The 20,268-nt window shown below is 64.4% G+C and carries 31 protein-coding genes; 19 read left to right on the forward strand and 12 right to left on the reverse strand.

Going from position 1 to position 20,268, the window contains the following annotated elements:
• Window positions 1–19: 19 nt before the first annotated feature.
• The gene (locus E4K09_RS22735; protein ID WP_134499973.1) at window positions 20–583 is read right to left on the reverse strand and encodes a DUF2478 domain-containing protein; all 564 of its coding nucleotides are present in this window, start codon (window positions 581–583) and stop codon (window positions 20–22) included.
• Window positions 584–796: 213 nt separating this feature from the next.
• Here E4K09_RS22735 and E4K09_RS22740 point away from each other — a divergent pair, with 213 nt between their 5' ends.
• A complete protein-coding gene (locus E4K09_RS22740) occupies window positions 797–1,114 on the forward strand; it encodes a DUF1330 domain-containing protein (RefSeq protein WP_134499974.1) in 318 nt (105 codons plus the stop codon).
• Between the two features lie 39 nt (window positions 1,115–1,153).
• Here the strand turns inward: E4K09_RS22740 and E4K09_RS29370 are convergent, their stop codons facing one another.
• The gene (locus E4K09_RS29370; protein ID WP_166802458.1) at window positions 1,154–1,324 is read right to left on the reverse strand and encodes a hypothetical protein; all 171 of its coding nucleotides are present in this window, start codon (window positions 1,322–1,324) and stop codon (window positions 1,154–1,156) included.
• Here E4K09_RS29370 and E4K09_RS30780 point away from each other — a divergent pair.
• From E4K09_RS30780 to E4K09_RS22760, 5 genes are all read left to right on the forward strand, one after another.
• Window positions 1,323–1,451, forward strand: a complete 129-nt coding sequence (locus tag E4K09_RS30780; RefSeq protein WP_280177488.1) for a hypothetical protein — start codon at window positions 1,323–1,325, stop codon at window positions 1,449–1,451. The two genes, E4K09_RS29370 and E4K09_RS30780, sit on opposite strands and share 2 nt — an antisense overlap.
• A 233-nt stretch (window positions 1,452–1,684) precedes the next feature.
• On the forward strand, window positions 1,685–1,924 hold the full coding sequence (locus E4K09_RS22745; RefSeq protein WP_134499975.1) for a hypothetical protein: 240 nt from the start codon (window positions 1,685–1,687) through the stop codon (window positions 1,922–1,924).
• A 124-nt stretch (window positions 1,925–2,048) separates the two neighbouring features.
• Window positions 2,049–2,486 carry a hypothetical protein gene (locus tag E4K09_RS22750; protein ID WP_134499976.1) on the forward strand — a complete coding sequence of 146 codons (438 nt, stop codon included), beginning with the start codon at window positions 2,049–2,051 and terminating at the stop codon, window positions 2,484–2,486.
• Between the two features lie 103 nt (window positions 2,487–2,589).
• Window positions 2,590–2,808, forward strand: coding sequence for a hypothetical protein (locus tag E4K09_RS22755; RefSeq protein ID WP_134499977.1), 219 nt, complete (start codon window positions 2,590–2,592; stop codon window positions 2,806–2,808).
• 60 nt (window positions 2,809–2,868) lie between these two features.
• Window positions 2,869–3,108, forward strand: coding sequence for a hypothetical protein (locus E4K09_RS22760; protein WP_134499978.1), 240 nt, complete (start codon window positions 2,869–2,871; stop codon window positions 3,106–3,108).
• Between the two features lie 72 nt (window positions 3,109–3,180).
• On the opposite strand, the gene E4K09_RS22765 is transcribed toward E4K09_RS22760, so the two are convergent.
• A complete protein-coding gene (locus E4K09_RS22765) occupies window positions 3,181–3,477 on the reverse strand; it encodes a response regulator (RefSeq protein ID WP_134499979.1) in 297 nt (98 codons plus the stop codon).
• Window positions 3,478–3,875: 398 nt separating this feature from the next.
• Here E4K09_RS22765 and E4K09_RS29375 point away from each other — a divergent pair, with 398 nt between their 5' ends.
• The 3 genes from E4K09_RS29375 to E4K09_RS30880 all read left to right on the forward strand — a co-directional run bounded on the left by E4K09_RS29375 (window position 3,876) and on the right by E4K09_RS30880 (window position 5,038).
• Window positions 3,876–4,022: a hypothetical protein gene (locus E4K09_RS29375; RefSeq protein ID WP_166802459.1), complete on the forward strand. Its 147-nt coding sequence runs from the start codon at window positions 3,876–3,878 to the stop codon at window positions 4,020–4,022.
• A gap of 275 nt (window positions 4,023–4,297) precedes the next feature.
• The gene (locus E4K09_RS30875) at window positions 4,298–4,636 is read left to right on the forward strand and encodes a Crp/Fnr family transcriptional regulator (protein ID WP_342211366.1); all 339 of its coding nucleotides are present in this window, start codon (window positions 4,298–4,300) and stop codon (window positions 4,634–4,636) included.
• A gap of 42 nt (window positions 4,637–4,678) precedes the next feature.
• Window positions 4,679–5,038 (forward strand): Crp/Fnr family transcriptional regulator, encoded by a 360-nt coding sequence (locus E4K09_RS30880; RefSeq protein ID WP_342211367.1) that lies wholly within the window; start codon window positions 4,679–4,681, stop codon window positions 5,036–5,038.
• A gap of 109 nt (window positions 5,039–5,147) precedes the next feature.
• Here E4K09_RS30880 and E4K09_RS22775 read toward each other — a convergent pair whose 3' ends face one another.
• The 3 genes from E4K09_RS22775 to E4K09_RS30890 are packed head-to-tail and all read right to left on the reverse strand — an operon-like array spanning window position 5,148 to window position 6,046.
• Entirely contained in the window at window positions 5,148–5,402 is a 255-nt protein-coding gene (locus tag E4K09_RS22775) for a hypothetical protein (RefSeq protein WP_134499980.1), read from the reverse strand.
• Entirely contained in the window at window positions 5,399–5,707 is a 309-nt protein-coding gene (locus tag E4K09_RS30885; protein WP_342211370.1) for a helix-turn-helix domain-containing protein, read from the reverse strand. Before E4K09_RS30885 ends, E4K09_RS22775 begins: the two co-directional genes overlap by 4 nt.
• Entirely contained in the window at window positions 5,708–6,046 is a 339-nt protein-coding gene (locus tag E4K09_RS30890; RefSeq protein WP_342211368.1) for a Crp/Fnr family transcriptional regulator, read from the reverse strand.
• 253 nt (window positions 6,047–6,299) lie between these two features.
• Here E4K09_RS30890 and E4K09_RS22785 point away from each other — a divergent pair, with 253 nt between their 5' ends.
• Window positions 6,300–6,590, forward strand: a complete 291-nt coding sequence (locus E4K09_RS22785) for a hypothetical protein (RefSeq protein WP_134499981.1) — start codon at window positions 6,300–6,302, stop codon at window positions 6,588–6,590.
• A 78-nt stretch (window positions 6,591–6,668) separates the two neighbouring features.
• On the opposite strand, the gene E4K09_RS22790 is transcribed toward E4K09_RS22785, so the two are convergent.
• Together E4K09_RS22790 and E4K09_RS22795 are read right to left on the reverse strand one after the other, a co-directional pair.
• Window positions 6,669–7,070 carry an MAPEG family protein gene (locus tag E4K09_RS22790; protein ID WP_134499982.1) on the reverse strand — a complete coding sequence of 134 codons (402 nt, stop codon included), beginning with the start codon at window positions 7,068–7,070 and terminating at the stop codon, window positions 6,669–6,671.
• Window positions 7,071–7,158: 88 nt separating this feature from the next.
• On the reverse strand, window positions 7,159–7,401 hold the full coding sequence (locus E4K09_RS22795; RefSeq protein ID WP_134499983.1) for a BrnA antitoxin family protein: 243 nt from the start codon (window positions 7,399–7,401) through the stop codon (window positions 7,159–7,161).
• 199 nt (window positions 7,402–7,600) lie between these two features.
• On the opposite strand from E4K09_RS22795, the gene E4K09_RS22800 reads away from it, so the two are divergent.
• The 9 genes from E4K09_RS22800 to E4K09_RS22840 all read left to right on the forward strand — a co-directional run bounded on the left by E4K09_RS22800 (window position 7,601) and on the right by E4K09_RS22840 (window position 16,274).
• A complete protein-coding gene (locus E4K09_RS22800; RefSeq protein WP_134499984.1) occupies window positions 7,601–8,056 on the forward strand; it encodes a hypothetical protein in 456 nt (151 codons plus the stop codon).
• A 155-nt stretch (window positions 8,057–8,211) separates the two neighbouring features.
• The gene (locus E4K09_RS22805) at window positions 8,212–9,015 is read left to right on the forward strand and encodes a hypothetical protein (RefSeq protein WP_134499985.1); all 804 of its coding nucleotides are present in this window, start codon (window positions 8,212–8,214) and stop codon (window positions 9,013–9,015) included.
• Between the two features lie 94 nt (window positions 9,016–9,109).
• Window positions 9,110–10,024, forward strand: a complete 915-nt coding sequence (locus tag E4K09_RS22810) for a LysR family transcriptional regulator (RefSeq protein WP_134499986.1) — start codon at window positions 9,110–9,112, stop codon at window positions 10,022–10,024.
• Between the two features lie 231 nt (window positions 10,025–10,255).
• Complete coding sequence (locus E4K09_RS22815; protein WP_134499987.1) at window positions 10,256–11,305, forward strand: TRAP transporter substrate-binding protein; 1,050 nt, start codon at window positions 10,256–10,258, stop codon at window positions 11,303–11,305.
• Window positions 11,306–11,483: 178 nt separating this feature from the next.
• On the forward strand, window positions 11,484–12,038 hold the full coding sequence (locus E4K09_RS22820; protein ID WP_244610644.1) for a TRAP transporter small permease subunit: 555 nt from the start codon (window positions 11,484–11,486) through the stop codon (window positions 12,036–12,038).
• A 6-nt stretch (window positions 12,039–12,044) separates the two neighbouring features.
• Entirely contained in the window at window positions 12,045–13,328 is a 1,284-nt protein-coding gene (locus E4K09_RS22825; RefSeq protein ID WP_134499989.1) for a TRAP transporter large permease, read from the forward strand.
• 43 nt (window positions 13,329–13,371) lie between these two features.
• Window positions 13,372–14,055 carry a DUF2848 domain-containing protein gene (locus E4K09_RS22830; RefSeq protein WP_134499990.1) on the forward strand — a complete coding sequence of 228 codons (684 nt, stop codon included), beginning with the start codon at window positions 13,372–13,374 and terminating at the stop codon, window positions 14,053–14,055.
• 40 nt (window positions 14,056–14,095) lie between these two features.
• Window positions 14,096–15,451: an amidase gene (locus E4K09_RS22835; protein ID WP_134499991.1), complete on the forward strand. Its 1,356-nt coding sequence runs from the start codon at window positions 14,096–14,098 to the stop codon at window positions 15,449–15,451.
• Between the two features lie 28 nt (window positions 15,452–15,479).
• Entirely contained in the window at window positions 15,480–16,274 is a 795-nt protein-coding gene (locus E4K09_RS22840; protein ID WP_134499992.1) for a putative hydro-lyase, read from the forward strand.
• A 37-nt stretch (window positions 16,275–16,311) separates the two neighbouring features.
• Here the strand turns inward: E4K09_RS22840 and E4K09_RS22845 are convergent, their stop codons facing one another.
• The 4 genes from E4K09_RS22845 to E4K09_RS22860 all read right to left on the reverse strand — a co-directional run bounded on the left by E4K09_RS22845 (window position 16,312) and on the right by E4K09_RS22860 (window position 20,226).
• Window positions 16,312–16,695: a helix-turn-helix domain-containing protein gene (locus E4K09_RS22845; protein ID WP_134499993.1), complete on the reverse strand. Its 384-nt coding sequence runs from the start codon at window positions 16,693–16,695 to the stop codon at window positions 16,312–16,314.
• 182 nt (window positions 16,696–16,877) lie between these two features.
• The gene (locus E4K09_RS22850; RefSeq protein WP_244610645.1) at window positions 16,878–17,156 is read right to left on the reverse strand and encodes a DUF6894 family protein; all 279 of its coding nucleotides are present in this window, start codon (window positions 17,154–17,156) and stop codon (window positions 16,878–16,880) included.
• 16 nt (window positions 17,157–17,172) lie between these two features.
• Window positions 17,173–17,610, reverse strand: a complete 438-nt coding sequence (locus tag E4K09_RS22855) for a hypothetical protein (protein WP_134499994.1) — start codon at window positions 17,608–17,610, stop codon at window positions 17,173–17,175.
• A 231-nt stretch (window positions 17,611–17,841) separates the two neighbouring features.
• The gene (locus E4K09_RS22860; RefSeq protein WP_134499995.1) at window positions 17,842–20,226 is read right to left on the reverse strand and encodes a bifunctional diguanylate cyclase/phosphodiesterase; all 2,385 of its coding nucleotides are present in this window, start codon (window positions 20,224–20,226) and stop codon (window positions 17,842–17,844) included.
• Between the last annotated feature and the right edge of the window lie 42 nt (window positions 20,227–20,268).

The raw sequence follows: 20,268 nt of genomic DNA on the forward strand, positions 1-20,268 counted from the left end.
GGCATAGCCTCAGGCCCTGTCATGAAATGATCTCGTCCGAAGCGGATGGAGCAGGCTCCATGCAGGCGAGGCACCAGGCTTCGATCCGCTCCGGATCCACATCGAGCGGCACGAAGTCCGGACCTGCGAATTCACGCCATTCCGGCAGGAATTCGCGACCGACGGCGATCAGCACGGGAAGACCTGTCGCGATGGCGGTGGCGATCTCATCCCGCAAGCCTCGGCCGGCCGCCTCCTGGCGACCGAAGCGGTTGATCAACAGGATATCGGGCGTCCCCTCCATGGCATCCCGCAGCCATCCTGCGGCCTGAGCCAGGCTGGAAAAGTCGAGGCGGCATCCTCGCGTGCCGCTCCCCCGCATTTCGAAGGCCTGGATCCTGCGCCCGGTTCCGATGTCCTCCAGGAACAAGGTCCCGCAGCGGCTGGCATCGCCGGGCTGCCCGTCCTGGAGAAGCCCGCCCACGCGCAAGCCCACGGACTTCAAGCCATGGACGACGTGGCGCAGAACCGCATCGGGACGACCCTCCCGATCAAACACAACGACACCGATCCGGCTTCCCGTCAAAGTGAACTCCAGCAGCATAGCTTCATCTGGGCCCCATCAGATTGCAGAAAGAATCAACCGATCGCCACCTGAATCGCACCAGTCGGTTCGAAACAAAGGTCCGCTCATCGCTGAACTTCGGGACTTCGTCCGCCGCACGCGGGCGGGAGGAAGCGGGGCGCATCCCTCCGAGCGCTATGAATGGCCGCTCTCATGTGGTGTGATGGCGCGAGCCCATGAGGGAGTCATCCCATGGCCTATGTCATGTTTCAATATGACCGTCCAACCGAGTCGCATCGCTGGAACGACTATAACCAGCGGGTTCGGGACTGGATCGCGCAGCTTCTTGAGGTCCCGGGTGCCGTGTCGTTCATGGCCTATCGCACGTTCGATGGGACGAGCCCGGACACGATCACGATGCTGGAGTTCCGAACGGTGGAGGACACGCGCAGGGCGCAGGCCTCCGAGCAGTTGCGGGCGGTTCTGGACGGCCTGCGGTCGCTCGGCGTGACCGTCAAGGTTCTCCTGGTGGAGCGCTCGCCGTTCACGCCTGAGCCGATACCGGCATAACGGCGGCACGGCACGTTCCATGCTGACACCGGCTTCGGATCATTCGCGGTCGCGCGTCCGGTCCGGCGCAGGAATGTCGCCGTCGCCATAACCACGCCGGCCGTCGAGCTTCGCCTTCGGAGGCGGCTCGGGGCGATCCTCGAGCATCCTCACGGCTTTCCAAACCGAGTTCACAAGTCTCTGGGTGAGACTGACAGAGCTCTTGCTCATGGTTGGCTCCCTTTCCGGCACTCGGGCGAAGGCGTTGATCCTGCAGATCCGTCAGCAGGACCGGCCGCGCACGACGAGCAGAACCGAGACAGTCGCTCGAATGAACCTCGTCCTGTTCCTCGACTGAAAGCCAGGCGAGCATGCCAAGTCGATGACCTTGCCTGCCGCATCATTCGACGGACTACATCATAGTCGACCATGTAGATCTTATATACGCAAATCAGGTTTATTTGGATTTTATTTATGTTATCCGATGTAAATGGACCCTGCTCCTCCATATAATGCTGGGATGAACTTTCGGTGTCGCGGCTTTCGCGATCGGCCAAGGTTGACATCTGAGAGCGATTGCGGAGGCTGCCCATGTGTTTGAACAGTCGCTTCATGCTTGATCTTCGGCATTATCAAGCCGACGACGGTCCCGGGCTGACGCTTCACGCATTGTCGACGGTGCAGGCCCGGTGGGACCGGTTCACGATTGTCGAGATGACGGGCATCCGAACCACGTCGGAACTCATCGAGAAGGTGGAAGAGAGTTATGCCCTCTCTCACGAGCAGGCGACCAGGGACGTTGAGTTCTGGGCCCTGGACAAGCAGCTTTGAGACGGTCGCTGCCGGACGGGGCCAGGGACCGAGGTCTTCAGCATGGGAATTGCCAATCCGCTCTCGAGAGACGATCCCGGAGCATTCTGGCCATCGCCCCAGCGCGATCTGACAGGAGACGGGGATGAGCCAGCGGATCGGTCGCCTTTGTGACGAGTTGCGGATCAAGCTTCACGGAATGGACCGCCGTCTCGAGGCTCTGAAATCGAACGGCGCGGCGACCTTCGACCAGTCTCAAGACCTCCTTGAAAGCCAACTCGACCGAGTCGAGCAGCGTATCTACGACAACCGCGTCGTCGTCGAGGCTGCCAACGTCAGGGTCAAGACGTGGCTCGCGGAGAGGAAGGCAGGCTCCGTTGCAGGCAGGGAGCCATGGACGGAACGCCACAAGGCTCATCGGCTGGAAGCGAGGGCCGACGATGCGGAGGAGTACGCCATTGCGGTCTTTGAACTTGCGGCCGCAGCAGCGGATGAGGCCGCTCTGGCTATCCTGCAGGCGCTCCTCGCGCGAAGCGATGCCGATGCGGCGGCTCTGCCGGAAGCGGAATTGGGCGCACCATGAGGTCCCGATTCCAGGAAGATTCCGGCGGCCCGGGGCGGGCTTCCAGGCAGTCTCCAAGGGAGAGGCGGCCCATGGGTTCCTCTAGCAAGGCGATGCTCCTGCCATGTTCATCATTGAATTCTTTCGGATCCGGGCCTCCGACCAGGCCCATGCCACGCTCGGCCGCGTTGAACATGACACGACCGATCTGGAGGACGCCAAGATAAGAGCGCAGTCTCTCTTCGAGACCTTGGACCTGCCGCAAAAGCCGGACGCCCTGCGGATCCTTGGTGAGAGCGGAGAAGAGGTGTTCTTCTGGAGTCGACGGCACCTCGGCACCTGAGGGAGCCCTTGTCTCCTCTCGCATGCAGTTCACCTCAAGGGGCCACAACGGGAGAGGGCGATGGCCAATGTTCACTACAGGATCGTCGAGCACGAGGGCGGATGGGCCTACAAAGTCGGCGACGTGTTCTCGGAACGCTACGCGACCCATGACGAGGCACGCGAGGCCGCGGAGCGTGCCGCCGCCGAACAGATGCTGCCGGGCGAGACCGAAGACATCGAGTACCAGGACGAAGCCGGGGATTGGCACGAAGAGGTCTCTCCGGGAAAGGATCGGCCAGAGACGGACGTGACCGGATGACCGGCTGACCAGCCGTCTCGCCTGGCCGCAGGAGAGACGGATCAGATTGCGGCCGAAGCTCCTCCAGGGGCATCAGGGCGTGGAGGCGATCATCTCCCGCAGATGATGGAGAACCAGACTCCCCTCGCAAGGCTTGGCGACGAAGCGTCCACCCGCCGGGAGCTCCGCCGCGCTCGGCATCTGCATATCGGTGACGATCACGCGAACGTCGTCGCGCACCTCAAGCCAGGTGAGCGCCTCGTCGGCGGCGCCGGTCTCGATGACTTCGAAGCCCGCATCGTCGAGCAGGTCGGACACGATGAAGCGCAGCAGCGGCTCATCCTCGACCAGGAGGATGACGGGACGGTGCTGGAGATCCTGGAGGCTCATTGTCCGGTGACGTACAATTTCGCGTCTGTTTCGTTCTTTCCCATACACGGCAACAGCTCCGTTCGTACGGAACCGTACAGGCAACCGGCCGTTGACGCCGGAGCCTGGAACCATCCGAAGATCCGGGAACAACCAGGACATGCTTATGATCGAGCAGGACATCATGAGCCGGGCGGACATGGTGCGCAGTCCGATGGCTCCCGTACGAGTTCCGGATCCGAGACGGTCTCGACGGAGCGCCGGTCCTGGCAAGCGCCTGCTGCAGCGGTCGGACCTGTCTGTTTGCAACGTCATGCGGTCGCTTGCCGACGGCAGGGCCGGAGATGGTCAGCCGGCGCGCCGCGATCCGTGACCCGCCCCTTCTGCCCCGACCGATTCCCGCGGGACAGGAGCGCTCCATGCGCCGAAGCCCGGCGAGCATCATCCTGACGGACACTCAAGGCGACCACCTGTTGAGTGACTTGCAGCATACCCTGGCCGCGCTGGGCGATGCGGAACTGCGGCATGGGGCCGAACGCGAGCGTCTGATCGGCCCCTCCCGCTGAAGCGACGCCGATGCGTCCGGCCCCTGTCGGATCTGCCGCACGCCAGCTGCATTCCACACGTAAAATTCCTGATCGGTCAGTCACGGCAGCCCTGCACCGCCGCATGGGCCGCCGCATGGGCTGCCGGTGGACACCTGGGGAGGATCCGGGAAAGTACGATACCGTACGATTCTCAATATGGTAGCATGGTGGCCGCAGCTTTGGCCGGATCAGGACTACGATTGAGTTCAACCGGAGCCGATGAACCGTTCCGGCTCGGTTCGGGAGGCTGCATCATGAACCTGGCTCGCGAACCTCACCCTTTGATCCACAGGCTGGAGGCCATCGCTGATCTGTCGGAGCAGGAGAAGGACGCTCTGGCCCACCTGCCCCTGACCATCCGGGAGGCATCGGCCGACGAAGACATCGTGCGGGAGGGCGACCGCTCTTCATCGGGCTGTCTCATCCTCGATGGCATGGCCTTCCGTTATCAGATGACCGACAGCGGCAAGCGGCAGATCCTGTCCTTCCATTTCGCCGGTGACATTCCCGATCTCAAAAGCCTCCACCTGCGGACGATGGATTGCAGCCTGAGCACGCTCACCCCGTGCACGCTCGCCTGCATCCCGCACTAGGTCCTCTGCGAGCTGTTCGAGAGACATCCTCGCCTCTGCGGCGTGTTCTGGCGCGAGACGCTGATCGAGGCCGCGATCTTCCGCGAGTGGGTGGTCAACATCGGGACGCGTCAGGCGCCGGCCCGGGTGGCGCATCTTCTGTGCGAGCTGTTCCTGCGGAACAAGGCGGTGGGGCTCGTCAAGGATCGCTCATTCGAGTTCCCGATCACCCAGAGTGAGCTCGCCGATGCTATTGGCCTGTCCCACGTCCATGTGAACCGCACCCTGCAGGACCTGCGGGCCCAAGGATTGATCAGCGAGCGGGGTCATCTCCTGACGATCCTGAACTGGGAGGGGCTCAAACAGGCGGGCGAGTTCGATCCTGCCTACCTGCACCACGGGCCCGGCATCGATACGGCCTAGAGACCCTTCCGGGGATGGGGCTCCGGTTCGCGGTCGACTATGCGGCATAAGAAGGCGGCGACGAGAGCATCGGCGTGAGAAGCGGAATCGAAGGCCCATCGGGGCTTCATCACTCGCGCCGAACCCGGCAAGCAAGGCGCTGACCGATCCATTCCTGTGCCGCATCCAGATTGGCAAAGGCGGCTTCGCTCATTCCGCTCAGCGGGCCGAGAGCGACCTCGAGGAACCACTGTCCCGGAGCCACCTCGTTCCCGTCGGAGAGACGGACCAGCACGGCCACCAGCCGCTGCTGCTCGTCGAACACCAGCACACCTTCTTCCTCGAAGCCGGTGTTCACCCGCACGGGTTGAAGGGTCAGGCTCATGCGGCTTCGTCCTCCTTCAAGTGAAGGTGGAGCGGGTCGAACTCGCCCGCCTCCTGCAGCCTCGCCCAATCCGGAACGGTGATCTGCGTTCCCTTGGTTTGGATCAGGCCGTCGGCCCGCAGCACCTGGAGAACCCGGTTGACATGAACCGTGCTCGTGCCGATGGCGTCCGCCAGCTCGGCCTGGGTGATGGGCAGTTCGAAGCGGTTGTCCCGGGTCAAGCCGACGGCCTTCAGCCGCGCCAGGAACTCGCAGAGAAGATGAGCCAGCCAGGTGTAGGCCTCGCGCCGTCCGATGTTGAGCAGCTATTCCCGGAAGATCGACGCGTCCACCAGGGTCTCGCGCCAGAACGCGGCGGTGATGCGGGGATGGCGCTCGCACACCCGGCGCAGATCCTCGTGCGGGATGAATCCGACCGTGCAGGGGTAAAGGGTGGCGACGCTGGTGTCCAGCACCTTCAGGTGCAGGCTTTGCAGATCGGGGATGTCGCCGGGCACATGCACGGCCATGATCTGGCGCTTGCCCCCGGCGGTCATCTTGTACACGCAGGTAAAGCCCTCCAGCAGCAGGCAGCACTGGGACGGACGGTCGCCGATGCGCACGATGTCCTCGTCGGCCTGGAGGATCCTGACCTGCACCGGCACGCCCTGGAGCGCCTACTTCTCCGCGTCGGAGAGGGGAAAGATGCTCTCCAGTTTGCGGATCATCAGGGTCTGAGGCGAGTGGAGACCAGCGGCCATTCTTTGGGTCCTGACAGTTGCCGCAAGAGCGGCTCTGACCGACAGGCGACAGAGCAATAACGACGCCGCGCCGCGATTGTGCCGAGCCGATGCGCAGGCTGGCCGTTATCTTTGATCGTCGGCACGGGTTTCCCAGGCGCTGGCGGCTGAGAGACATGTGCTCCCGCCTGCAGCCGTGCAGCGCCTCATGCCGTTCGACATCACACTCCAGCCGGTCAAGGTGCTCATCGACGGCCATGAGAGCGAGGGCCGCCTGATCTTTGCGGACGATCAGCTCGCCGCCGTGATCGTGCGGCTTGACGGACAGGCCCATGCAACTGAGCACAAGGGCCACTGGCACCTGGAGGCGGGGTTCGGCCGGTGCGAGGCGCGCATTGCACCCCCGGCCTTCACCGCCCTCGAGGACGCCGAGGCCTGGGTCAGGCAGAGACTGGCGGGCGACGCCTGAGCCCCGATCGGAACCGGCGAGGCCACCGGCCGCAGCCCGGCGCGATGCGGCGGCCGTGCCTGCCGCCGCCCTCTTGCGTCAGGCCGCCGGAAGCAGGACAGCAACCAGAATCAGGATCGTTCCGGTGAGGGACACGAGCCACACGAGCGACCTGACATAGGGAATGCCGAGAGCATAGAGCGGCACATAGACGACGCGCGCCCAGAAATAGAGCATCGCCCCCCACCAGGTCAGCGCCCCGTTGCGCCCCGCCACGTGAGCGATGAGGATGGCGGCCGCGATGACAGGCAGCGTCTCGAAGAGATTGGCTTGAGCCCGCCGAAGGCGACCCGTGACCTTTCCGACCGGCGGCCCCTCGTTGTCGCGCGCGCTGGCGTTGTAGCTCACGCCCGTCTCGCCCGTGCGCAGCGTCGCGGGCAGGAGAACCTGAACAAGGGCAAGGACGAGGGTCCAGGCGAGAAGGGTCAGCTCAGTGGTCATGTCGGAAGCGGATGGAGGAACGGGGAAGGACCATTATGGAGCACCGCCGAAGCTCGGCAATCGGCAGGGCACCCGCAATCGAAAGGGCTCACTCCGGCTTGCCGGCGGCCTTGCGAAGGGCGGCATTGATGCGGTCCTGCCAGCCGGGACCGTCCTGCTGGAAGAATTCGAGCACCTCCTGGTCGATGCGCAGGGTGACGGTCTCCTTCACGCCCGGGATCGCGGGTGCCCGGGCGGGACCCTCGACCGGCTTCGTGGTCACCTTCTTGAAGGCGGCCTCGGCTGCCTTGAACGGATCGGACGGGCGGCGCCCTCCTGGCGATCGCGACATGGTTCACTTCCTTTTCATCACGGCTTGTGCGGCATCATCCCGCCGGCATGATCGTACAATCAACTCCCATCATGGGCCAAGGCTAGCATCGGCGGAGGATTGCGGCGTCCCCTCCGGATCGCGCAGGACACAAAATGGCCGTCGATGGCGTGGATGCGTCCTCCCCGACGCTTCGACAGGAATCAGACAGACTCAGGCCATGGGCATCATCACCGCTGCAATCCTCCTCATCATCGGTTACGTCGTCATCACCAAGGTGGTCGGCCTCGCGTTCCGGCTCGTCGTCCCGGTCGTTCTGATCGTGATCCTCGCAGGCGCGGGCGTCTTCACGGACATCCTGCCGGGCGATCTTTCGAGCCCCTCCCGTGCGGATCACGGCCAGCCCTACGATCAGCATCGCCGCATGCCGGAGGACGAGCCTCGCTTGGGAGACCTCCGCCTTCGCGACATCGCCGATGCCGCTGTCGCTGCGGCCCAATCCGTGCTGCGCGGGACCTTGGCCCTGCTCGACCGTGCCGCGGATCCCCGGGCATCCGAGCCGTCGCCGCCCTCCTCCGAGTTCCGCCGCCCACCGCGCAGCCGGTACGACGAGGAGATGCCGCCCTACGACGATTCGCCATCGTGGAATCCGGACCGGCCCGGGCGGACATACTGACGCGCCCGTCTCCGGCACGCCGCAAGACACCTTCGCTTTGCGCTCTGCCTTGGGAACACCGATCCGATCGCGTCATGTTCCGATTGCCATGGGCGGCCATGCCGGTTTAACGACATCTTCCCGCTCGCAGGTCGGTTCTTCAAAGGTCGCCAATCTTGGACGTTTCTTTCTGGGGCCCGCTCGTCATGAAGATGCTGACGAGCGCGGCCATTGTCGTTGCCGCTTCCGTGGTCGTGGAGAGGAGCGGTCCGTTCCTCGGCGCCATGATCGCGACGCTGCCCATCTCGGCGGGCCCAGCCTATGCGTTCCTGGCCCTCGACCATGATGCCGGCTTCATCGCGACGAGCGCCCTGGCGGGCCTGACGGTTTCCGCCGCGACCGTGATCTACATGATGGTCTATGCCGCCGCCGCACAGAGGCTCGGCGTTCTTGCGAGCGTCGGCTCCGCCTTGGCGGTCTGGGCCCTCTCGATCGGGATCATCCTGAAGAGCGACTGGTCTCTCGGGGGCGCGCTTGCCCTGAACGTGGCCGTCTATGCTCTCGCCATCCCGCTCGCGCGAAGATTCTCGGCGGTGTCGGTGCCGGCGTCTGCGAAGAAGCGGGCATGGGACATCCCCTTCCGGGCCGCCCTCGTCATGAGCGTGGTCGGCGTGACGGTCGTCGCGGGCAGAACGCTCGGCCCCTCGATTGCGGCCGTCGCCGCGTTGGCGCCCGTCGTCCTCGTGAGCCTCGCTCTCATCCTGCACCCGCGGGTGGGCGGCCTGGCGGCGGCATCCGTCGTGGCCAATGGGGTGCCGGGCATGATCGGCTTCGTGGGCGCCTTGAGCCTGCTGCACCTGTGCGCGGTGCCGCTCGGAACCGCCGTGGCGCTGATGCTGGCGCTCGGGGTGAGTATCGGATGGAACGCGTCGCTGGTTGCGGCGCGGCGCTGGCGCCGGCTCAACCGCGTAGGCGCCTGATGTCGGCCGGGCGAGCAGCGGACATCGAGCGTATCGCAGCCTGCCGTGACTCCAGCTATGGTGTCCGCACGGTGCAGGATCACCCCGACAGCCGATGATCGACTTCAGAAACATTGAAACATTCTTCTGGGCGGCGGCCCTCGGCAGCCTGAGGGCGGCCTCCGAGAAACTCGGAACGACGCAGCCCGCCGTGTCCCAGCGGATCGCCTCCCTGGAGGCCGCGCTCGGCGTGCGCCTGTTCGAGCGGGACGCGCGCGGCGTGACGCTGACCGCCAAAGGACAGGAAATGCTCTCGCATGCCGAGCGCATGATGCAGACGCGCCGCGACATGCTGAAAGCCGCCCAGGACCAGACCGTGATGAGCGGCACGATCCGGATCGGCGTCGCGGAGACGATCGTGCAGACCTGGCTGTCCACATTCATCGAGGAGGTGCATCGGGCCTATCCGGCGCTCGTCCTGGAGATCGAAGTGGACAGCACGCACGTCCTTCGCTCTCATCTGATGTCCCGGCAGATCGACATCGCGTTCCTGATGGGGCCCGTCCTGGAGGAGCGCGTCGGGAACCTGCCGCTCTGCACCTATTCCCTCTCATGGGTCGCAAGCCCGACGCTGCAGCTCGGGATGTCGCGCGTGACACTGGAACAGATTGCGGAGTGGCCGATCATCACGTTCCCGTCCAGCAGCAGTCCCTATCGCGTGGTGCGCGACATGCTCATGCGCGCAGGCGTGAGGACGCCCCGGATGTATGGCAGCGCATCCGTTTCAATGATCGTGCGCATGGCGCTCGACGGGATCGGAACCGCCGCGATCACCCCGGTGTTCCTTGATCGGGAGCTTGCTTCCGGGGCACTGCAGATCCTCGATGTGGAAAGCGACCCACTTCCGGATCTGAGCTTTACTGCGAGCTGGATCGATGGCCTTGAAAGTCGCTCGATGCGTTCGATCGCCGTTCTCGCGCAGGAGGTCGCAGCGCGAACCGGCGGCCGGGCGCCGCGAGGGTATAAGTAGGGTTTATACCCCTTATCAAAACATTCGAATAGACAAGCTAAAGGTTCCTAGGATGCAATGCGCTCAGGCTGAGGAACGACGGCCAGGTCCAAATCGATAAGGCGCGATATCGCGACACCGCTCCCTCGGTGATCGTCCGAAGTCTCTGAAAAACGGAGACGGGAGAGACGCTTCGCTCGACCTGCATGTGTCTTCACTCAGCAGCAAAACCGAACCAGAGGATGACACATCATGAAAAGAATGATTTATGCCGCCGGAGCGGCGGCCCTGCTCACCCTGTCGGGCGCCGCACTGGCTCAGGAACTGCCGAAGACCCAGCTCAAGATCGTCGGAGGCCTCAGCAACCTCACCGCCTACAACGACTTCGAGAAGCCGTTCTGGACGAAGACGATCCCCGAGCGCTCGAACGGGCAGGTCACGGCCGAGATCAAGGGCTTCAACGAGATGGGCCTGAAAGGGCCTGAAATCCTCCGCCTGATGTCGCAGGGCGTCATCCCGTTCGGCACGGCGACGCTGTCCTACTTCGCCAGCGACAACCCGATCAACGAGGCCATCGACCTCGCGGGCCTGGCGCCCGACGTGAAGACCGCGCGCGACGTCACCGCGGCCTTCGAGCCGGTCTATGCGAAGTTTTACGGCGAAGGCTCGAAGGTCAAGCTTCTGGGCATCTCCACCTATCCGGCGCAGGTGCTGTTCTGCAACGCAGAGGTGAACGGCCTTGCCGACCTGAAGGGCAAGAAGGTGCGCACCAGCAGCCGCACCCAGGCCGAGTTCGTGGAAGCCTTCGGCGGCTCGAGCGTGACGATGGCCTTCGGCGAGGTGGTGCCGGCCCTGCAGAACAAGGTCGTCGACTGCGCCATCACCGGCTCGCTGTCGGGCTACTCGGCCAAGTGGTACGAGGTGTCGACCCACCTCTACGCGCTGCCGATCAACTGGAACCAGCAGATCCACGCGGTCAATCAGGCCACATGGGACAAGCTCGACCCGAAGGTTCAGGAGTTCATCCAGACCAACGTCAAGACCCTGATGGACGATATCTGGAAGGCCGCCGACGAGCAGACCAAGCAGGGCTACGACTGCAACACGGGCGCGGAATCCTGCACCCTGCCGGTCAAGGGCAAGATGAAGCTGGTTCAGCCGTCCGACGCCGATCGCGCGCTTCTGAAGAAGGCCCTGCAGGAATCCATCCTGCCGAAATGGGCGGCGCGCTGCTCGGCCGATTGCGTGAAGAGCTTCAACGACACGATCGGCAAGACGCTGAACGTCACGGTCTCCAAGTAAACGAACGGGCGCGTCGGACTCATCATGGGTTCGACGCGCCCTCGTCGGCCGTCCGGCCGCCCGGACTCCGATCCAATGCGGCGCGACGCGCGCCGACGATGGCATCTCCCAAGGGTTTCCCATGGCACCCACCATACGACCTTCCCTCCTCGGCAGCCTTCTTCGTGCAGCCGAACACATGTCGCGCTGGGCCGTATGGTTCGGCGGCGCGTTGACGATCGGCAGCGTGCTGCTGATCTCCTTCGACGTTCTCGTGCGAAAGTTCTTCGGCTTCAGCACCGGCGGTGCCGACGAGCTGTCGAGCTACGCCTTCGCGATCAGCACGTCCTGGGCGCTCGCCTTCGCGACGCTCCAGCGCGCGAATGTTCGCGTCGATGTGATCTACCAATATCTGCCCGTTCGCGTGTCGGCCGTCCTCGACTGGCTCTCCCTCGTGGCGCTCGGCGTCTTCCTTGTGGTGCTGACCTTCTATGCCTACGACGTCGCCGCCACCTCCTGGGCGCAGAACTCCGCCGCCAACACGCCCCTGGCGACGCCCCTTTGGATTCCGCAGGGGCTGTGGCTTCTGGGCCTGATCTGGATGTGCCTGGTTCTGGCGCTCATGCTGGTGCGCGCCTCCGCCGCCCTGGTCACGGGCCGGATCGACGATCTCAAGGAGATCGCAGGCGTCCGCTCGAGCCAGGAAGAAGCCGAAGAAGAAGCCGCCGCCGGCGAGCGCATGGTGAAGGGTTAAAGCGTCATGGTAGCCACTGCACTCATCCTCCTGCTCGTCCTGATCGGGCTGAGCATTCCTGTCGGCGCGGCACTCGGCGTGCTCGGACTGATTCTGGATCCGCTGTATTCCATGCTGCCCCTGACCCGCGCCGTCGGAGAGCTGGCGTGGAGCACGAACAACGAATTCCTGATGGTGGCCGTGCCTCTCTTCATTCTCCTGGGAGAGGTTCTGCTGCGCGCCGGCTTCGCCGAGCGGATGTACAGCGCCATGAGCCTGTGGCTCTCCTGGCTGCCCGGCGGGCTGATGCACGCCAATATCGGCGCGTCGACCCTGTTCTCCGCAACCTCCGGGTCGAGCGTCGCCACCGCCGCGACGGTCGGCACCGTCGCGATCCCGCAGATCAAGCGCTACGGCTACAACGAGCCGCTCTTCCTCGGCAGCCTCGCGGCCGGCGGCACGCTCGGCATTCTCATTCCGCCCTCGATCAATCTCGTGATCTACGGCGTGCTCACCAACTCCTCCGTTCCCAAGCTCTATCTCGCGGGCATCATTCCCGGCTTCATGATGGCGGGCCTGTTCATGGTGGTGATCATGGTCAGCTGCATCGCCAAGCCGTCCTGGGGTGGGCACAAGATTCACGCCACCTGGGCCGAGCGGCTCAAGAGCCTGATCCATCTTGCGCCGCCGCTCGGCATCTTCTTCCTCGTCGTGGGCTCGATCTATGCCGGCCTCGCCACGCCGACGGAAGCCGCCGCTCTCGGCGTGTTGGGCGCCCTCATCCTCGCGGCATGGTTCCGCCGCCTGACCTGGACGATGCTGCGGGAATCGGTCGAGGGGACGATGCGGTCCACCGCGATGATCATGCTGATCGTCATCGGCGCGGCCTTCCTGAACTTCATCATGTCGGCCACGGGCCTCACGGACGCGATCACCAGCTCGATCACGGGCCTGGGACTTTCGCCCGGATGGATGCTGCTGATCATCATCGTCTTCTATCTGGTGCTCGGCTGCTTCATGGAGACGCTCTCCATGATGATCACGACGATTCCGATCGTCGCCCCGATCATGTTCGCCCTCGGCTACGATCCGATCTGGCTCGGCATCATCATCATCGTCCTAGTGGAGGCTGCCCTGATCACGCCGCCCGTGGGGCTCAACCTCTTCGTCGTGCAGAGCCTGCGCAAGAGCGGCTCGATGAGCGCCGTCATCACGGGGGCGCTGCCCTTCGTGCTGGCGATGTTCATCCTGCTCGCCCTGCTGTCGTTCTTCCCGGGCTTGGCCCTGTGGCTCCCGAGCGTCTTCAGCTAGCCGCCCGCACTCAACCGCCGTTTTTCAAAGCAATGGATTGACCATGAAACTGTCCTTCAAAGCCGAAAGCCCATCGGGCTCCCGCACGATCGACGCCGAGGTTTCGTCCCTCGTCGTCGCAGGATGGGCCGGGCGCGACCAGCACGCGATCGAGCATCACATCGAGGAGCTGTTCGCCATCGGCGTCCCGCGCCCGAGCTCCGTCCCGCTCTACTACCGTGTGGCGGAGAACCAGCTCACCCAGGCCTCGCGCATCCAGGTCGTCGGCGACCAGACCTCGGGAGAGGTGGAGACCTTCGTGTTCCGGGCGGGCGGCGAGCTTTACGTGAGCATCGCCTCCGATCACACGGACCGCAAGCTCGAGACTCACAGCGTCGCCCTGTCGAAGCAGGTCTGCGCCAAGCCGGTGGCGGCCGAGGCGTGGCTCTACAGCGACGTCGCGGAATACTGGGACGAACTCGTCATCCGTTCGTACATCCAGGAGAACGGGGAGTGCGTGCTCTACCAGGAGGGCACCCTCGCCTCGCTCCGGCCGCCGCTGGAGCTGATCTCGGGGTTTGCCGGTGGGGACACGCTTCCCGAGGGCGTCGCCATGATCTGCGGCACGGTCGGCGCGAAGGGCGGCATCCGGCCAGCCCCATCCTTCACGATGGAGCTGTTCGATCCGCGCCGCGGGCGGACGTTGAGCCACAGCTATGATATCGAGGTTCTGCCGGAAGTCGCCTGATCGGCGAACCGACGCACCCTGCCACGATGGTGGATGAGACATGATTTCGACCGTGAACGAACAGAAGCTGGCGCTCGCAGAGGGCCGCACCACGTCATCGGCCCTGACGGAGGAGGCGCTGAAGCGCGCCTCCGATCCGGCCGGAGAGGGCTCGCGGGTCTTCACGCGCCTTTACGCCGATGAGGCCCGCGCCGCCGCTCAGGCCTCCGACACCTTGAGGAAGGCGGGCCTGGCCCGCTCGCCCATCGAGGGCCTGCCGATCTCGATCAAGGATCTGTTCGACGTGGCGGGTGAAGTTACGATGGCCGGATCCGTCGCCCGGGCGGGCGAGCCTGCGGCCCCGGAGGACGCCGTGGTGGTCAAGCGCCTGCGCGCGGCGGGCGCGGTGATCGTGGGCCGCACCAACATGACCGAGTTCGCCTATTCGGGCCTCGGCCTCAACCCGCATTACGACGTTCCGCGCAACCCCTGGGACCGCGGAACGGGGCGCATTCCGGGCGGCTCCTCGTCGGGCGCGGCGGTGTCCGTCACCGACGGCATGGCGGTCGCGGGCATCGGATCGGACACCGGCGGCTCTGTTCGCATCCCGGCCGCTTTGTGCGGCCTCGTGGGCTTCAAGCCGACGGCCGAAAGGGTTCCGCTGACCGGCGTTCTGCCGCTGTCGTTCAGCCTCGATTCCATCGGGGCGATCGCCCCCTCGGTCGCGTGCTGCGCCATTCTCGATGCGGTCATGGCCGCCGACGAGCGGCCGCTTCCGGTCCCGGCCGACCTCGGCAGGCTCCGCTTCGCCGTGCCCACAACCCTCGCTCTCGAAGGGATGGACAAGAACGTTGCGCAGGCCTTCGAGGCCGCGCTGTCGCGGCTTTCCGCGGCCGGCGCCCGGATCGACGAGATCGCCGTGCCGGAGTTCGCAGGCCTCGCGGCCATCAACGCCAAGGGCGGATTCACGGCCGCCGAGGCCTGGTTCTGGCATCGGGACCTGATCGAGCGTGCGGGCGACCGCTATGATCCGCGCGTCGTCTCTCGGATCCGGCGCGGCAAGGACATCTCCGCGGCCGATTATCTCGACCTGCAGGCAGCCCGCAGGGCCTGGAGGGCGGGCGTGGAGGCCCGGATCGAGGGCTATGATGCGCTGCTGCTTCCGACGGTCCCGGTCGTCGCACCGCCCATCGCGGACCTCGCCGCCAGCGACGAAGCATATTACGCCGCCAACGGCCTGATCCTGCGCAACCCCACGCTGATCAACTTCCTGGATGGCGCCGCCCTGTCCGTTCCGTGCCACGCGTCCGGGGGCGCTCCCGTCGGCCTGATGATCGCGGGACCTGCGGGCAGCGATCGCCGGATCCTCGGCATCGGTCTGGCGGTCGAAGCCCTGCGCTCGCAAACGCCGGCTTGAACCCACGACCTCCCAGAAAGACCGGACGATGCCCGCAACGATCGACAACAGCGCCGCCTACAAAGCCCGCCTGGATGCCCGCGCCGGTCTCCTGACCGGCCCGACCGCGAACCTCGCTCCGGGTCATGTTCAGGCCAACCTCGCCATCCTTCCGGAGGAGCTCGCGCACGACTTCCTGCGCTTCTGCCAGCGCAACCCCAAGCCATGCCCGCTCGTCGCGGTGTCCGAGACGGGCGACCCGTCGCTGCCGGAGCTGGGGCAGGACATCGACATTCGCACCGATGTCCCCCGTTACCGTGTCTGGCGCGACGGCGAGCTGGTGGCGGAGCCGACCGACATCCGCGACCTGTGGAGCGACAAGCTGGTGGCCTTCCTCATCGGCTGCTCGTTCTCGTTCGAGGAGGCCATGCTGGCGGATGGTCTGCCGGTGCGCCACATCGAGCAGGGCTGCAACGTGCCGATGTACCGGACGAACGTGCCCACCGTGGCGACCGGCCCCTTCTCGGGGCCGCTCGTCGTGTCCATGCGCCCGCTGAAGGCCGCCGACGCGATCCGCGCCGTGCAGGTGACGTCCCGCTTCCCCTCGGTTCACGGCGCTCCCGTGCATCTCGGCGATCCGTCCCTGATCGGAATCGCCGACATCAACAAGCCCGATTACGGCGATGCGGTCGAGATCCGCGAGGGCGAGATTCCGGTCTTCTGGGCCTGCGGCGTCACGCCCCAGTCGGTCATCGCCAATATTCGCCCCGAGTTCTGCATCACCCATGCGCCGGGGCACATGCTCGTGACCGATCTTCTGAACTCCTCGATTGCGGTGATCTGACGCAATCCACAGACGACCAGGCCGCTGATCTGCGTTTCTATTCCAATGCGATCGCCTTGAGAGCACGGCGAGCCGCAAGGCGGGCCGCTTCGACGTGACCTCCGGCGAGCAGTTCCTCCACGATCCGGAGCGCCATGACCGCATCCGGACGCTGGGGTATTTCCGCGACCGAGGGGGATGCCGCAGGCATGTCGCCCGGTGCGCCGGAGATCTCGTCGGACTCGCCCGTGAGGAAGGCAGGACTGCACTTGAGGGTTGCGGCAAGACTTGCGAGATCCTGCTCGGACGGCCTGTCGAACCGGCCGGTTACGATATCTTGAATGAAACCCGGTCCGAGGCCCGAATCCAGGGAAGCCTTGCGCCAGGAGATCTTGAGCGCACCGACCCGTTCGCCAATTCGATGTCTGAGGATCTCATTCACGCCGTGTCTCCCCTGGGGCCTGACGATGCCATAAGGCAAAAAGGCGAGGAGGCGGTCCATCCGCGCGCTCCCCGCCTGCCTTTCGGCTGCAGCGATCATCGGCCTGCGATGGTTAATGGACGGTTAACTTCGCGAGACGGCAGCGGCCGAGATCTTCACTCTCTCCGCCGACGCCTCCCCGGTCAGTGGAGAGAATTGTGAAGAGGGATCGAAGCCAGGATATTTCCCTGAGGACAGACGATCTGCAGCTGCCACCCGGCCCAATCCTGAGGGCGGTCGTCAGCCTCCCGTCGCAACTCGCCGATGGCCTGCAAAGCAGAGGCTCTGGCGCTCTCAAGATCCGGCACTTCGATGCCCGTGTCGTCCGGGATGATGTCAGCACCATTGACGAGGTGGAAATAGCAGCGCATCGGCGTGTCCACGAAATTCAGAACCGTAGCGCTGCGTGTAACAGTGGTCATCGGGAATCGGAATAGTTTATTCTGCCGAATCTCTGGCTGTGGCGGAGGAGTCGGGCGTCTCGAGAGGTTGGAGGCTCTGCAACGACACCCAGCCGATCTTGGGCTGGGGCAGCGGAATCAGAAAGGCCTGATCGGCTTCAATGCTCTCGATCCGGCAGGCAATCGCTCTTTGATCGCCTGGAGGGCGATAGACGACCACCATGCCGGCGCGAAGCTGATGCTCCGAGTCCGTTCGCGTCCGAAGACTGTCCTGTGGCGGAGAATCGTTCGCCGCCAAGACCACATCCTTTGCGGCTCTGAAGCGCTCGAGTGCAGCGATCGCCACACGCGCCCTGTCCCGATAACGCTCGCTGACAGCTCTCAAGAGAGGCCCGCTCGTGCGCCCCGGATACCAGGAGGAGCCACCCACTTTTGCAAGCTCCAGGGCAACCGCCTCGATTTCATCTTCCGTCATCTGCTGCGATCCAATACTACAACTTTCATCGACAACGATAGTCTGCCCGGCTGTTGATAAGGAACTCATCCACCGCTGGCCTCCCGAAGATGTGATGCAAAAGAAGAACACCATGGCGGCGCCCGGGAGGCGGCACGGCGGTAGTTAAGTGTAAGAAGGTGCCGGTCAAGCCTGTATGCTCCTTTTGGATCAAGGAACCGGACCCACGCTCGATACGATCATAGGCTCTCGTCAGCATGACTGGCTCGCGGCAACGTTGCCGAAGATGAGCGAGGTCAGCTCGGTGATAGGGACCGGTCGACCGAACAGATAGCCCTGAGCCTCGGCGCATCCTTCCAATCCGAGGAATCTCAGCTCCTCTGACGTCTCCACTCCTTCGGCGATGACAGGTAGCCCCAGTCCCCGTCCGAGGCCGAGGACCGCGCGGACGATGGCAGCGGCCTGCGGTTTCGTGTGAACGGCTTGAATGAAGGATCGATCGATCTTGATCTTGTCGAACGGAAATGCCTGAAGATTGGACAGCGACGAATAGCCGGTTCCGAAATCGTCCATGGCGATGTTGATGCCGATCGCCTTGAGGTCCCGCAGAGCCAGCAGCGCACGATTGGGATCCCGGATCAAAGCCGACTCGGTAATCTCGATTTCGAGCCGCTCGGGTTGAAGACCGGTCTCGCTCAGGATGCCCTGGACCAAGGCGACGAAGCCTTCGCTGCCCAGCTGCAGCGGTGAGACATTGACGGCGATGGTCAGCGGCCGCAGCCATCCGGCCGCCTCGCGGCAAGCCTGTCGCATGACCCATTCTCCGATTGTTAGGATCATTCCGCTTTGTTCGGCAATCGGAATGAAGACGGAAGGCTGCACGCTTCCGCGGGTCGGATGATTCCAGCGCAGCAGGGCTTCGAAGCCGAGAACCGTGCCGGACGCGACCTGTGCTTGCGGCTGATAGACCAGGCTCAACTCGCCATTGTCAATTGCGTTGCGAAGATCGTGCTCGATCCCGCGGCGCTCCCTGATCTGCACACCCATCTCGGGTTCGAAGAACCGGTATATGCCCTTCCCTTCCTGCTTGGCGCGGTAGAGGGCCGTGTCGGCGTTGGAGAGAAGCCCCGTGCGGTCCCGAGAATCCGATGGATACAGCGCAATGCCGATGCTGACGGAAATGGAACCGGTCGGCGCACTCGATCGATGACCTATGGTCCTCATGCACATCAGGAGCTTCTCGGCCAGTGCTTCGACCTGAGCCGGGTCTGCGACCTGGGGAGCTATGACGGCGAACTCGTCGCCGCCCAGACGGGCCAGCACGCAATCTTTCGTTATAATCGCCGAGAACGCGACGGCGATGTCCCGGAGCAGCTGATCTCCGGCCGCATGGCCGTAGATATCGTTGACGTCCTTGAAGCCATCCAGATCAAGACACAGCAGCGCCAATTTCTGTCCGGCTCTCTGATGCAATCTTATCTCGCGATCCAAACGCTCGTCGAAGCTCGCCCGGTTGTCCAGTCCGGTCAGCGGATCGTGATGCGCCAAGTACCTGATCTGCGCTTCGGCGGTTCTGCGGTCTCGCAGGTCCCGGAAAGCCACCACGTTGTGCGGCCGGCCGTTATATGTGATCTGGTGAGCGATCAATTCGACCGGAACGCGCGTCCCCTGGTCGTCGCCCAGGTCCGTTTCGACAGCCTTTCCCATGGTGTCGGAAAGCGCCTGACGAAGGGCAGCATCGGGCACCCATGAGCTCAAAGCCCGTCCGCAGATATCCTCAGGATGAGCATTGAGGAGCCGGGTGAAGCTCCGGTTGACCGAAACGACGGTTTCACCGTCGCAGAGGACGAGACCCTCGACGGCGGCATCGGTGAGATCGCGCATCCGCTCCATCTCGAGAGCCATACGCCGGCGCTCCCTCAAATCCAGGATCAGCGCCACGCCAGCGAGCAGGAGAATGGCGAGACAACCGACGGCAACCCCGATCGCCAGCCAATGGGATGGAACCGCGAGCGCCGAGGGCTCGACAGTGCTGTCGGGCGTGATGGCAACAGCCGCCATGGCGGTGAAATGATGGATGCAGATTGCGAGCGTCAGCAGTACCGCGCCGGCGAGCCTCCTCCGCGCAGCGGCTTCTCCAAAGGCCGCCGGCAGGGCAATGGCAGCGAACACCGCTCCGAGCAGGATCGATGCGACCACGAACATCGGATCCCAGGCGATCGTGCCGGCGACATTGAGGGCCGCCATTCCCGTGTAGTGCATGCAGCCTATGCCCGCTCCCACGACGGTCCCGCCCAGCCACATCGCACCGGCAAACCTCGGCAGGAGAGCGATCGAGAAGCCGATGCCGGTCATCGCAACCGCGAAGACGAGGGACAGGATCGTCAGAGGAACATCGTATCCCGCCGGCAGAGACGGCGAGAATGCCAGCATCCCAATGAAATGCGTCGACCAGATCCCGAAGCCGGTTGCGACGGCAGCAATGCTCAGCCACATAAGGCGTCGAGAGGCATCCGACCGGCGGACCTGATGGAGAAGATGGATCGCCGTGATCGACGCGAGTCCACACACGACAGCCGCGAGGACGACCAGTCGCAGGTCATGCTCTGAAACGATGCAGTTATAGACCGTCAGCATGGAAGGCCTCACGTCTCCATCGACCAGAGCATTCGCGGCGCA

The sequence above is a fragment of the Microvirga pakistanensis genome, from assembly GCF_004458765.1.
GTDB classification, from domain to species: domain Bacteria; phylum Pseudomonadota; class Alphaproteobacteria; order Rhizobiales; family Beijerinckiaceae; genus Microvirga; species Microvirga pakistanensis.